Origin of the sequence: Amycolatopsis thailandensis, from assembly GCF_002234405.1 — a bacterium.
Lineage (GTDB): Bacteria > Actinomycetota > Actinomycetes > Mycobacteriales > Pseudonocardiaceae > Amycolatopsis > Amycolatopsis thailandensis.
Genome location: NZ_NMQT01000167.1, coordinates 1 through 12,663 on the forward strand (window position 1 = coordinate 1; position 12,663 = coordinate 12,663).

Below are 12,663 nucleotides of genomic sequence, written 5' to 3' on the forward strand. Positions count from 1 at the left end.
CCGCCGCGGCCGCCGCGGGCGAGCCCGTCGGCCGCCCGGCCGCGGTCTTCTCGGCGAACCGCGTGGTCGCCTGCACCGCGGTCGCCCGAGGGTTCGGTGTCCGTCGCGGGATGCGGCGGCGCGAGGCCCAGTCCTGTTGCCCGGAGCTGGCGGTCTTCGGCGAGGACGACGGCCGTGACGCCCGGCTCTTCGAGTCGGTCGCGCGGGCGGTGGAGGAGCTGGCCGTCGGCGTCGAGGTGGTACGCCCGGGGATCGTCGCCGTCCCGGTCGACGGCGCGGCCGGATACTTCGGCGGCGAGCACGGCCTCCTCGAACGGCTGGTGGACGAGGTGTCCGTGGCGGCGGGAGTGGAATGCCAGGTCGGTGTCGCCGACGGCCTGTTCGCGGCGACGCTCGCCGCCCGTCGTTCGACGATGGTCGATCCCGGTGGGACGGCGGAATTCCTGGCCCCGCTGCCCGTCCGCGAACTCGACCAGCCCGAAGCCGGCCGGACCGAACTGGTCACTTTGCTCAAACAGCTCGGTCTTCGCACGTTGGGCGCCTTCGCGGCGCTCGACGAAAGCGACGTCTCCGCGCGGTTCGGCATGGAAGGCGTGCTCGCGCACCGGCTGGCGCGGGGGTGGTCCGAGCGACCGCCGTCGCGTCGTCGTCCGCCACCGGAGCTCTCGCTCGCGAAGGCGTTCGATCCGCCGATCGACCGGATCGACGCCGCCGCGTTCGTGGCGAAAGGACTCGGCGAACGTTTCCACGCCGGGCTTTCCGCGCACGGCCTGGCCTGTACCCGCCTCGGCATCTACGCCACCACCGAGACCGGGGAACAACTCGGCCGGGTGTGGCGCTGCGCCGAACCGCTCACCCCGCTCGGCGTCGCGGACAGGGTGCGCTGGCAGTTCGAAGGCTGGCTGAAAGTCCGGGACACCTCGGCGCGGCCCCGGTCCGGTGTCGTCCGGCTGCGGCTGGAGCCGGAGGAGACCGTCGAAGGCCGGTCGCTGCAACTCGGGTTGTGGCAATCGGGGGCGACGGGCACGTTGCGCCCGGCCACCGAGGACGAGGGCCTGTCCGGCGAGCGGGCCGGTCGTGCCCTGGTGCGGGTACAGGGGTTGCTCGGCCCGGAGAGCGTCTTCACCGCGGTGCTCGACGGCGGCCGCGGCCCCGCCGAGCGTGTCCGGCTGGTGCCGTGGGGCGACAGACGGGAGAAGTCCGCGCAGGCGGACGCGAACTGGGCGGGGAGGCTCCCGTCACCCTCCCCGGCGACGGTGTTCGCCCGGCCGGTGCCCGCCCAGGTGCTGGACGAGAACGGGCGCGTCGTGGAGATCACCGCGCGGCGCCGGGTCACCGCCGCGCCGTTCCTCGTGGGTTTCGAGGGCGAAGAGCCGCGCGAGGTCCTCGCCTGGGCCGGGCCGTGGCTGGTCGGCGTCCGGGCCGGGGCGGGGCACGCGCGATCGGGGACCCGAGTCCGGTTGCAGGTGCTGCTGGCCGACGGGCGTGACGCGGAGGAGGCGGTGTTGCTCCGCTTCGAAAACCACCGGAATCCGATGTGGACACTGGAAGGGAAGTACGACTGAACATGGACGAGGAGTACACGCGGCTGGTGCGGCGCTGGCTGGAGGAACCGGCCATCCCGGTGCAGCGTGCGGAGCTGGATACGGCCTGGGCGGCGTGCGTCCCGCGGGCGGAAGTGTTCGTCCCCGCGCCGAGACGTTCGATCGAGAACCGGTGACCGATGGGCTGGAACAATCCTCCGCGGCCGTGGAAGGACCTCGCCCGCGAGCTCGCGGGCGAGGTCCAGCCCGGCGACGGCGGTGACAGCCCGGCTTGGAGCGCCAAACGCGAGGGCTATCTGCGGCCCCCGGACCTGGCAGGGCAGATCGGTGAGGACGACGGAGCCACCGCGCGCCGGGTGCCGTACGCCGAATTGCACTGCCATTCGAACTTCAGCTTCCTCGACGGGGCGAGCCATCCCGAGGAACTGGTGGAGGAGGCCGCGCGACTGGGGCTGGACGCGATCGCGCTCACCGACCACGACGGCATGTACGGCGTGGTGCGCTTCGCCGAGGCGGCCAGGGAACTGGGCGTGCACACCGTCTTCGGCACGGAGCTCAGCTTCGGCCTGTCCGGACCGCAGAACGGGTTCGCCGATCCCGAGGGCGAGCACCTTCTCCTGCTGGCCAAGCAGAAGGACGGCTACCTGAGCCTGAACCGCGCGATCACCGCCGGTCAGCTGTACGGCTTCGACAGGGAGTCGTTGTCGCCCAAGGAAAGGGCGGAGAAGGGCAGGCCGGTCTACGACCTGCGCGCGGTCGCCGAAGAGGTCGACGGGAAGTGTGTCGTGCTCACCGGCTGCCGCAAGGGCGCGGTGCGCAAGGCGCTCGTCACCGAAGGCCCCGCCGCGGCCGTCGAGAGGCTGAAGGAGCTCATCGACTGCTTCGGCAGGGAAAACGTCTACGTCGAACTCATCGACCACAGCCTTCCCTTGGACAGTACGCACAACGACCTGTTGAGCGAGATGGCCCGGGAGTTCGGGCTTCCGACGGTGGCGACCACGGCCGCGCACTACGCCCGGCCGGAACGGGCCCCGCTCGCCGACGCGCTCAGCGCCATCCGCGCCCGGCGCGGACTGGAGGACATGGAGGGCTGGCTGCCCGCCGCGGGGACGGCGTTCCTGCGGTCGGGGGAGGAGATGGCCGAGATCTTCAAGCGGTACCCGGGCGCGGTGCAGCGGGCGGCGCTGCTCGGCCGGGAATGCGCGTTCGAACTCCACCACATCGAGCCGAAGCTGCCGCCGTTCGACGTGCCGGAGGGGCACGACGAAGCGTCGTATTTGCGTCATCTCACCAAGGAAGGCGCGAAGGAGCACGAGAAGAACAAGGACGAGGACTACCGCGAGAAGGCCCGGAAGCTGATCGACCACGAACTGGACATCATCGAAGAACTGGGCTTCCCCGGGTACTTCCTGATCGTCTGGGACATCGTGCGGTTCTGCCGGGTGAACAAGATCCTCTGCCAGGGCCGGGGTTCGGCCGCGAACTCGGCGGTCTGCTACGCGCTCGGCATCACCAAGGTCGACGCCGTGCGCTACGGCCTGCTCTTCGAGCGGTTCCTCGCGCCGGATCGCGACGGCTATCCGGACATCGACCTCGACATCGAGTCCGATCGCCGCGAGGAGGCGATCCAGTACGTCTACGGGAAATACGGTCGGCTGAACACCGCGCAGGTGGCGAACGTGATCACCTACCGGGCGCGGTCCGCGGTCCGGGACGCGGCGCGGGGGCTGGGGTACTCGCCCGGCCAGCAGGACGCGTGGAGCAAGCAGATCGACCGCTGGGGCGCGTTGCGGGCCACGGAGAAGGACCACGATCACGACATCCCGGAAGAGGTCGTGGAACTCGCTTGCGCGCTCGAAGACTTCCCCCGGCATCTCGGCATCCATTCCGGCGGGATGGTGATCTGCGAACAGCCGGTGAGCGAGGTCGTGCCGATCGAATGGGCGAGGATGGAGAACCGCAGTGTCGTGCAGTGGGAGAAGGACGACTGCGCCGCCGCGGGATTGGTCAAATTCGATCTGCTCGGGCTCGGGATGTTGTCGGCCCTGCATTATATGATCGACCTCGTCCACGACCACAAAGGGGAAGAGGTCGACATCTCCGAACTGGATCTCAAGGATCAGAACGTCTACGAAATGCTCTGCCGCGCGGACGCGATCGGCGTCTTCCAGGTGGAGAGCCGCGCTCAGCTGGCGACCCTGCCTCGCTTGCGCCCCAGGAAGTTCTACGATCTGGCGGTCGAAGTCGCGCTCATCCGGCCCGGTCCGATCCAGGGTGGTTCGGTGCATCCCTACATCCGGCGCAAGAACGGTCAGGAGAAATGGGATTTCGACCATCCGAAGCTGGCAGGCGCGCTGGAAAAGACCCTCGGCGTCCCGTTGTTCCAGGAACAGATGATGCAGATCGCGCTCGACGTCGCCGATTTCACCCCGGCGGAAGCGGACCAGTTACGGCACGCGATGGGCGCGAAACGTTCCGAACAGAAGATGGAACGGCTCAAACGGAGATTCCTCGAAGGTGCCGCGAAGAACGGCATCGAAGGTGAGCTGGCCGAGAAGATCTTCGGCAAGCTCAAGGCGTTCGCGAATTTCGGCTTCCCGGAAAGCCATGCGCTGAGTTTCGCTTTGCTGGTGTTCGCGAGCGCGTACTTCAAGTACTACCACCCGGACGCGTTCCTGGCGGGTTTGCTGCGTGCCCAGCCGATGGGGTTCTACTCGCCGCAGTCGCTCGTCGCCGACGCGCGGCGGCACGGGGTGCGGGTGCTCGGCCCGGACATCAACGCGAGTCTCCCGCACGCGACGCTGGAACCCTTGCCGGAAGGGGGAGAACTGCTCGCCGTACGGGGCGGTCTGTCCACCGTGCGGATGATCGGCGAGAACCTGGCGAAGGAGATCGTCGGGGAAAGGGATCGCGGCGGCCCGTTCGCGGATCTGCCCGAGGTCGCCCGGCGGGTGCGGCTGACCACGCCGCAGGTCGAGGCGCTGGCCGCGGCCGGCGCGTTCGGGTGTTTCGGTGAGAGCAGGCGAAGCGCGCTCTGGGCCGCGGGCGCGGTCGCCGACGAAAGCCTGGAGAAACTGCCGGGACTCACCACCGGGGCCAAGGCGCCGATGCTGCCGGGGATGGACGCGATCGACGTCGCGGCCGCGGACGTCTGGGCCACCGGGGTGTCGCCGGACAGCTTCCCGACCCAGTTCGTCCGGGAGAACCTCGACGAACTCGGTGTCGTCACGGCGGCGGGCCTGCGCGAAGTCCCGCACGGCACGCGGGTGCTGACCGGCGGCGCGGTGACCCATCGCCAGCGGCCGGCGACCGCGGGCGGCGTCACCTTCATGAACCTCGAGGACGAAACGGGGATGATCAACATCATCTGCACGATGGGTGTGTGGCAGCGCTATCACCGGGTCGCCCGCGGCAGTCCCGCGTTGCTGGTCCGCGGCGTGGTCGAACGCACCGGCGAGGTGGTGAACGTCCTCGCCGAACAGATCCGGCACCTGCCGCTGCGGATCACCGCCAAGTCCCGTGACTTCCACTGAAAACTCTTGACGATCACCCGGGGGCCGTGCTGAAGTTCCCCCAGCGTCGCAGTGCACCCGGCAAAGAGACCGTCGCGGGCATGGAGGCGCCGGACCATGGGAAATCATGGAAACCCCTTCTCGGACGAACGGCCGGTTGACGGCGTTCGGAAAACAACTCGTTCAAGTTCACGACTGGTTGCGTAAAGAGCTGGCCTTGCTGCACGACGACCTCGGGTCGGTCGCGGAGGGGCGTGCCGAGCGGCTGCGCGATCTCCGGGCGCATTGCCTCACCTTCTGCTCGGCGCTGACAAGGCATCACACCGGCGAGGATGGCGGCGCTTTTCTTGTGCTGGCGGACAAATTCCCCGAATTGCGGCCGTCGCTCGAAGAGCTCGCGCACGACCACGGGGTGATGACCGGGATCATCGAACGGCTCGAAGAGCTGGTCGCCGGTGTCGGCCCCGGGTCGACTCAGGACGAGATCCTCGACGTCCAACGAGAACTGGACGGCCTCACCGCGATCATGGAGACGCATTTCCGCTACGAAGAGAAGCGGATCGTCGAGGTGCTCAACTCACTGGACATGCCGGAGTGGCAAGAGGCGAAACCGTCTTTCCTGCTGAAATCGCATTAGGACACGATCTGTCCTATACGGGTTCTAGCGTTCTTCTCATCGCACCAGGACGACTGAGGAGAACTCCGATGACCAACCCGATCCCCGACGGCTACAACTCGGTCACCCCGTGGATCATCTCGCGCGACACCGCGGGCGTGATCGACTTCCTCAAGCGGGTTTTCGACGCCGAGCCGATGGGCGAACCGGTGTACATGGAGAGCGGGAAGATCGGGCACGCCGAGGTCCGGATCGGCGATTCGGTCGTCATGCTGTTCGACGCGCAGGACGACTGGATCGAGACCCCGGCGTACCTGCGGCTCTACGTCGAGGACAGCATCGAGACGCAACGCCGGGCCATCGAGGCGGGCGCCAAGGAGGTCACGAAGCAGACCGAACTCTTCTTCGGCGACCGCGTCGGCCGGGTGCTCGACCCGTTCGGCAACCTGTGGTGGATCCAGACCCGGCTGGTCGACCTCGACTACCCGGAGATGGAGCGCCGGATGAACGACCCGAAGTTCATCGAGGCCATGAACTACGTGGCGAGCGCGAAGATCATCCCGAGCCGCTGAATTCGGTAGGGTGGTGGCCGCGACGCGGAGGTGAGCCGGTGGATCACCACCCACTCCGGGGCAACCCCGGGGAGCACGAAGTCAGCGAGACAAGGCGTCCCGCGCGAGAGCGGCATGCTTCGCGTGCGTGTCCGCGCGGATGACAGGAGAAAGAGTCATCTCCGCGTCGCCCATCGAACCCCTGCCCGTCTGGCGGTGGCAGGTCGTCCGCTGGACGACGTTCGACGAGTGCGCCGCCGCACTCGACCTGACACCCGGCGAACTCTCCTGGTTCGCCGACGCGAAAGGCTGGACCAGGCGCGCGGCCGAACCGATCCGGCACTATGGCTACCGCTGGATCCCGACGGCTTCGGGCGGGGTGCGGCTCATCGAGCGGCCGAAACCGCGGATCGCCGAACTCCAGCGCCGGATCGTGCGGCACGTCGTCGAGGCGCTGCCGGTGCACGAAGCCGCGCACGGGTTCCGGCGCGGACGGTCGCCCCTGACCTGCGCCGCGCCGCACGCCGGCCGGGAGACCGTGGTCAGGATGGACCTCGAAGGGTTCTTCCCAGCGGTGTCCGCGCGCCGGATCTCGGCACTGCTCGCGCTCGCCGGCTATCCGCCCGCCGTGGCGGAGGCGCTGGCGGGCGTGCTCACCACGGCCGTCCCGCCCGACGTTCTCGCCACCGCGCCCGGCGGACGGCGGGATCCGGCCCGCGTGCGGCTGCTGAACAACCTGGCGGCCACGCATCTGCCGCAGGGCGCGCCGTCGTCGCCCGCGGTCGCGAACGCGGTCACGCACCATCTGGACCGGCGGCTCGACGGCCTCGCGCGGGTACTGGGCGCGGCCTACACGCGCTACGCCGACGATCTGGCGTTCTCCGGGGATTCCCTGCCGCTGCACCGGTTGCTGCCCGGCGTCCGGCAAATCGTGACCGACGAGGGCTTCCGGCTGTGTGACGACAAGACCTCGGTCGCCGCCGCGCACCAGCGGCAACGGGTCGCGGGGCTGGTGGTCAACAGCGCACCCGCCGCGGCACGCGCCGACTACGACGCGTTGCGCGCACTGCTCCACAACTGCGTCCGCACCGGCCCGGAGGCGCAGAACCGGGCCGCGCATCCGGACTTCCGTGCCCATCTGCTCGGCCGCATCGGGTGGATCGGCGCGTCCTCGCCGGCACGGGCGGCGAAGCTGCGCGCGTTGTTCGACGGGATCACCTGGCCGTGAGCGGGTGTGCGATCCTGGACGGGTGACTGAGACCGCCGAAGACTATCGAGAAGCCGTCCTTTCCCAGCAATGGTGGGAAAAACGCAGTTTCGTCGGTTGTGATTTCACCGAGGCCGACCTGCGCGGCCTGCGTACCCAGGGCTGCACCTTCGACCAGTGCGACTTCACCAAGGTCGACTTCGAAGGCTCGCGCCACGAGGCGTCCGCGTTCCGCTCGTGCACCTTCGACCGCAGTGTGCTCGCCGGTACCCGATGGAGCTCCTGCTCGATGCTTGGATCGTCCTTTGTGGACTGCCGGTTCCAGAAGATCGCTTTCACCGAATGCGATCTCTCGCTGGTCTCGCTGAGCCGCAATCGACTGTCCAAAGTGGATCTTTCTGGATTGCGGCTGCGCGAGGCCAATCTGACCGAGGCGGACCTCACCGGCGCCGATCTGCGCGGCGCCGACCTCACCGGTGCCCGGCTGGCGGGCGCGAAGCTCGACGGTGCCGACCTGCGGGGAGCGCGGATCGACGCCAACGGCCTGGTGCAGGCGAACCTCTCGGGCGTGCACGTGGACACCGAGACCGCGATCGCCTACGCCGCCGCGCACGGCCTCGTCATCCACTGACCCCCGCGTGCAATGAAGGGGCCTTTCATCGCAAAATTTGCGATGAAAGGCCCCTTCATTGCGGAACCGGCTAGTCGATCGGCGGTTCGCCCGGGTCCAGTTCGATGAGGTCGCCCTCGGCGAGCAACTCCTCGATGGACGCCGGCAGCAGGTACGCCGACCCGCCACCCGGCTGGTTGAACCACGGGATCGCGACACCGGCGAGAGCTTCGAGCGGCCGCTGCACGCGGTACACGTGGTACGGCCGGTTCACCCACTCCGGCACGAGCGAGCGCTCTTCGAACGGCGTCCCGGCCGCGTAGGTCAGGTTGCCGTTCGGGCCGCCGAAGCGGTCCAGTTCGCTGCCCGCGGGCAGCTCGCGCAGCTCCTTGCCGCGGAACAGGGTCAGCGGCGGCTCGCCGTTGAGCGGCGAGATCGGCCAGTTCTGCTTGGCGTCCGGGGCCCCGGCGTTCGCCGCCGCGGCAGGCGGACGGGCCGGTTCCTCACGCCGCATCGGAGGCGGAGGCGGCGGCGTCACCGGCGGTTCGCGGCGCGGCGGCGCGGGCGGCGGGCTCGCCAGCACCGGATTCGGCCGCACCGGGGGCGCGGGCGGGACCGGTGCGGGGGCGGGCTCGTCGTCCAAGTCGTCCCCGAGCAGCTCCTCAGCCGTCGTGAACGCCGTCTGCTCCTGTGCCGGGATCGCCTCCCGCGGCGGCACCGGATGCGAACCGGTCGCGATCTCGGGGGACAACGTCGCCAGCACGGGGCGGGGCGGAGGCACTTCCTCGGCGGGCGGTTCTTCGACGGCGGGCTCGTCGTCGAAGGCCTGATCGTCCAAAGGCCGCTCGTCGACAGGAGGAGCGCCGTTCGGGTTCAGCAGGACCTTGCCGAGCATGAACGCGGCCGCGTCCTCGGCGTCACCGAACACCGCCGGGTTGGTCAGCTTCCCGTCGTACCAGCCGACCCGCCAGCCGCCGCCGTCCACCTCCTCGACGCTCCAGCCGTGGTCGGCCGGGCCCCCGATGCGGTAGACGTCGCCGGGCACGTCGAGGTCGTCGAACTTCGCCTGGAGCTCGTTCAGCACCGGCACCGGGTGCTCGACGCGGCGCGGGGCTTCCTCACGCCGGGGTTCGGGCTCCGGCCGGGGCGGCACGGGAACGGGAGCGGCAGCAAAGGTCCCCCGCTCCTGCTGTGGGGCGTCCACCTGCGTGACCTCGGAGTCCGACGGCGGGGGGACGCTCGGTTCCGCGTCGTGCGTCAGGAGAGGCAGTTCGGGGCCGGCGTCGGCCTGCTCGACCGGTGTGTAGCCGGTGGTCGCCTCCTCCTCGGGAGGCGCGTACGGCTGGCTCTCCTCCTGCCGGATGTACGCGTCCTGCTCCTCGTCGCGAGGCTGCTCGTAGGCGTCGACCCGCGGAGGCCGCGCGTACGTGGTGGCCTCCGGGTCGGCGGTCCGCGGTTCCGGTTCGGGCTCGGCGAGCTGATGCGACGCCTGGTCCTGCCGGTCCTCGTCGGCGTAGACGTCCTGTTCGGACTCGTGGAACTGCGCCTCGTCGTGCGCGTACTGGCCTTCGTAGCCGTCTTCGTACTGCTGCTCGGCGGCGGCCTCGTGGAAGTCCTGCGCCTGGTAGTCCTGGGTGTCGTAGTCCTCTTCGTACCGCTGGGCCTGCTCGGCCTGATCCGGGACCGTCGACTCGACGGCGGGAACGGCCGCCGCGGCGGCGACCGGTGCGGCGGCCGCGGCTGCCGCCACCGCCGGATCCGGACCCTGCTGATGCGGCGGCGGGACGGGCGGCTGAGCGGCCTGGTTCGGACCAGGACCCGCGGGGCCACCGGGACCGTGGGGTCCGGGCTGGTTGACCGCGGCCTGCTGCTGCGGCGGCACGGGACCGTTCTGCGCGGGGCCGTTCGGTACCGGGCCGTTCTGCGGCGGGCCCTGCGGAGGCGGGCCGGCGGGAACGCCGTTGGGTCCACCCGGGCCGTTGGGACGTTGCTGCGGGGGCTGGTTCCCCCTGGTGAGGTACCCCGCCGCGGCCTGCGCCGTCTGGGCGTCGACCTCGGGCAGCGCGAAATCGTTCTGCCGGACATGTTCGATCAGGTCGAGCTCCGGCGAGACGCCGTACTCGCGCAGGTAGAAGTTGACGGCGGCGGGCCAGATCCACTGCCCGTCGCTGTGGAAGGCGACCGGGACGGTGGCCTCGGGGGTCTGCGCGAGCCTGTCGATGTCGTAGCCGCGCTCGGGGACCACCAGCGGGGCGTGGTCGAGATACTCGAGCAGCCTGTCCTGCTCTTCTATCTCCAGGTCGGGCCGGTTGATCACCGGACGCCCGGCCGGGCCGATGGTGTCGAAGATGCGGGCGATGCGGAAGTGCGGTCCGGGCTGCTCCGGGCCGAGGCCGGACATGCGCCGGATCAGCCATTCGGGCACGTTCTCCTCGGAGCGGGGGAACATGCGCAGCTCGTCGGAGAGCGCCTGAGGAGGCGGCGCGAGGCGCCACTGGGGCTCGTCGCGGTTGTACTCGAGGTTGTAGCTGGACGGGTGGTCGAGCTGGTATCGGGCGTTGAACCAGGTGCCGCGGCCGTCGCGATACATGCCGGCACGGAGCCTGCCGAAGAGCGTCGCGATGTCGTGCGTCGCGACCCACTCGTGCGCGGTGCCGTCCTCGGTGATGATCTCGCCGGTCATCTCGTGGTACCTGCCGACGGCTCGGTACTCGGCGGTCACCTTCCGCCAATCGCGCGGCGCGGCCCGCAGCAGGGCGAGGCCGATCTGTTTGACCAGGGTGTCCTGCTCGGTCGCGTTCAACTGAGTCGTCGGTTGTGCCACGGTCACATTTTGACCGTATCCGCGCTTGTGTGCACCCCGCATGTGGGTTTTGCCGCTCTTGACAGCCCGGAATAAGCCCTGACCTGCTGCCGCGTCACTCACCCGGGATACTGACGACGTGAACCGATTTGCCCGCGAGACCCCGAAGGACGAGGACTGATGGCGGTGGCCGGACAGCGGCGTGACCGTGGGGCACTGCTCCATCACCTGCCGTTCCTGCTGGTGATGCTGGTGGTGGCCGTCGCCGCCCTGCGGATCGGGCAGTACCACTGGCGCCAGGGCGCCGCGCTGATCGGCGGGGCGCTGCTGCTCGCGGGCCTGCTCCGGGCGGCGCTGCCCGAAGCCAAGGCCGGCCTGCTGGCGATCCGGGGCAAGCCGGTCGACGTCCTGACCTACGGCGCGCTGTCCGTCTTGATCCTGTTCATCGCCTTCACGATCACCGGCGGCCCACTGTCCTGAGTGGTCAGGAGGCCATGGCGGGGGTGAGTCGGGCTTCGCGGCGGTCCAGGCCGCCGGACACCGCGGCCAGCGAGAGTCCCAGAACGGCCAGCGACGCCCCCACCCAGTTGGGCGCGACCAGGCCGAACCCGCCCGCGATCACCAGTCCGCCCAGGTAGGCGCCGATGGAGTTCGCGATGTTGAACGCCGACTGCACGGCGGCGGAGACCAGCGACGGCGTCCCGCCCGCTTTCTCCATGATCCGGGCCTGCATCATCGGGCCGATCATGAACCCGGCGAGGCCGACGAAGAAGATCGTGACCGCCGCGCCGACCTTGCCGTTCGCGGTGAAGGTGAAGATCGCCAGCACCGTGGCCAGTCCGAACAGCGAGACGTAGAGGCTCGGCATCAGTGCCTTGTCGGCGAGCCTGCCGCCGAGGATGTTGCCGATCGTCATACCGACCCCGGCCAGCGAGAGCAGCAGGGTGACGTTCGACGGCGAGTAGCCGGTGACGTCGGTCAGCATCGGCGCGATGTAGGACAGGCAGGCGAAGACGCCGCCGAGGCCGAACGTGACGATCGCGAGCGCGAGCCACACCTGCGGTCGGCGGAAGGCGCCGAGTTCGCCGCGCAGCGACGGCTCGACCGGTTTGCCCTGGTGGGGGACCAGTTTCGCGATCGCGGCCATGGCGATCAGGCCGATCACGGCGACGACGCCGAAGGTCGCGCGCCAGCCGACCTTCTGGCCGAGCAGCGTCCCCAGCGGCACGCCGACGACGTTGGCCAGGGTCAGGCCCAGGAACATCATCGAGACGGCCTTCGCGCGTTCGCCCGGCTTGGCCAGGCTGGACGCGACGACCGCGCCGGCGCCGAAGAACGCGCCGTGCGGCAGTCCGGCGAGGAAGCGGAAGGCGACGCCGAACTCCTGGTTCGGCGAAAGCGCGAAGAGGGTGTTGCCGAGCGTGAACAGCCCCATCATCGCCAGCAGCATGGTCTTGCGCGGCAGCCGGACGGCGGCGGCGGTGAGCAGCGGGGCGCCGACCACGACGCCGAGGGCGTACCCGGAGATCAGGTAGCCGGCGGAGGGGATCGACACGCCGAAGTCGGCGGCGGCTTCGGGCAGCACGCCCATCATGACGAATTCGGTGGTCCCGATGCCGAAGGCACCGATGGCGAGCGCGAGCAGCGCGACGGGCACGGCTCTCCTTCCGGGGTCGTACGTGAGTAAACGATTACTCGCCCAGCGTCGCGGATGGGAGAGCTGAATCGATTTAGGTCTCGGACACAAAAGAAGACAGCGCGTGTGGCTCCAGCGCCGACGAGCTGTCCTGCGTCCAGTTCAACGGATCGAGGGGGTGTTT

Annotated in this window: 10 protein-coding genes; 8 read left to right on the forward strand and 2 right to left on the reverse strand. The window is 69.6% G+C overall.

The annotated features are described in order from the left end of the window. From CFP71_RS38525 to CFP71_RS38550, 7 genes are all read left to right on the forward strand, one after another. Window positions 1-1,565: DNA polymerase Y family protein (locus CFP71_RS38525; protein WP_143267244.1), on the forward strand; the 1,565-nt coding region annotated here is incomplete at its 5' end. Between the two features lie 2 nt (window positions 1,566-1,567). Continuing rightward, on the forward strand, window positions 1,568-1,720 hold the full coding sequence (locus CFP71_RS44445) for a hypothetical protein (protein ID WP_167406425.1): 153 nt from the start codon (window positions 1,568-1,570) through the stop codon (window positions 1,718-1,720). Between the two features lie 3 nt (window positions 1,721-1,723). Next, window positions 1,724-5,077 (forward strand): error-prone DNA polymerase, encoded by a 3,354-nt coding sequence (locus CFP71_RS38530; protein WP_093938831.1) that lies wholly within the window; start codon window positions 1,724-1,726, stop codon window positions 5,075-5,077. Window positions 5,078-5,183: 106 nt separating this feature from the next. Further along, window positions 5,184-5,693: a hemerythrin domain-containing protein gene (locus tag CFP71_RS38535; protein WP_093938832.1), complete on the forward strand. Its 510-nt coding sequence runs from the start codon at window positions 5,184-5,186 to the stop codon at window positions 5,691-5,693. A 68-nt stretch (window positions 5,694-5,761) separates the two neighbouring features. Continuing rightward, window positions 5,762-6,244, forward strand: a complete 483-nt coding sequence (locus CFP71_RS38540) for a VOC family protein (RefSeq protein ID WP_093938833.1) — start codon at window positions 5,762-5,764, stop codon at window positions 6,242-6,244. Window positions 6,245-6,383: 139 nt separating this feature from the next. After that, window positions 6,384-7,451, forward strand: a complete 1,068-nt coding sequence (locus tag CFP71_RS38545; RefSeq protein ID WP_167406426.1) for a reverse transcriptase family protein — start codon at window positions 6,384-6,386, stop codon at window positions 7,449-7,451. 22 nt (window positions 7,452-7,473) lie between these two features. Then, on the forward strand, window positions 7,474-8,061 hold the full coding sequence (locus CFP71_RS38550; RefSeq protein ID WP_093938834.1) for a pentapeptide repeat-containing protein: 588 nt from the start codon (window positions 7,474-7,476) through the stop codon (window positions 8,059-8,061). Between the two features lie 70 nt (window positions 8,062-8,131). Here CFP71_RS38550 and CFP71_RS38555 read toward each other — a convergent pair whose 3' ends face one another. Further along, window positions 8,132-10,870 (reverse strand): TNT domain-containing protein, encoded by a 2,739-nt coding sequence (locus CFP71_RS38555; protein ID WP_167406427.1) that lies wholly within the window; start codon window positions 10,868-10,870, stop codon window positions 8,132-8,134. A gap of 153 nt (window positions 10,871-11,023) precedes the next feature. On the opposite strand from CFP71_RS38555, the gene CFP71_RS38560 reads away from it, so the two are divergent. Beyond that, a complete protein-coding gene (locus CFP71_RS38560; protein WP_007032100.1) occupies window positions 11,024-11,323 on the forward strand; it encodes a DUF3017 domain-containing protein in 300 nt (99 codons plus the stop codon). Window positions 11,324-11,327: 4 nt separating this feature from the next. On the opposite strand, the gene CFP71_RS38565 is transcribed toward CFP71_RS38560, so the two are convergent. After that, entirely contained in the window at window positions 11,328-12,500 is a 1,173-nt protein-coding gene (locus CFP71_RS38565) for an MFS transporter (protein WP_093938836.1), read from the reverse strand. Window positions 12,501-12,663 lie beyond the last annotated feature (163 nt).

Coding starts and splice junctions, on each gene's coding strand:
- CFP71_RS38540 (WP_093938833.1), top strand. CDS start 5,762: ATGACCAACCCGATCCCCGACGGCTACAACTCGGTCACCCCGTGGATC.
- CFP71_RS44445 (WP_167406425.1), top strand. CDS start 1,568: ATGGACGAGGAGTACACGCGGCTGGTGCGGCGCTGGCTGGAGGAACCG.
- CFP71_RS38545 (WP_167406426.1), top strand. CDS start 6,384: ATGACAGGAGAAAGAGTCATCTCCGCGTCGCCCATCGAACCCCTGCCC.
- CFP71_RS38530 (WP_093938831.1), top strand. CDS start 1,724: ATGGGCTGGAACAATCCTCCGCGGCCGTGGAAGGACCTCGCCCGCGAG.
- CFP71_RS38560 (WP_007032100.1), top strand. CDS start 11,024: ATGGCGGTGGCCGGACAGCGGCGTGACCGTGGGGCACTGCTCCATCAC.
- CFP71_RS38535 (WP_093938832.1), top strand. CDS start 5,184: ATGGAAACCCCTTCTCGGACGAACGGCCGGTTGACGGCGTTCGGAAAA.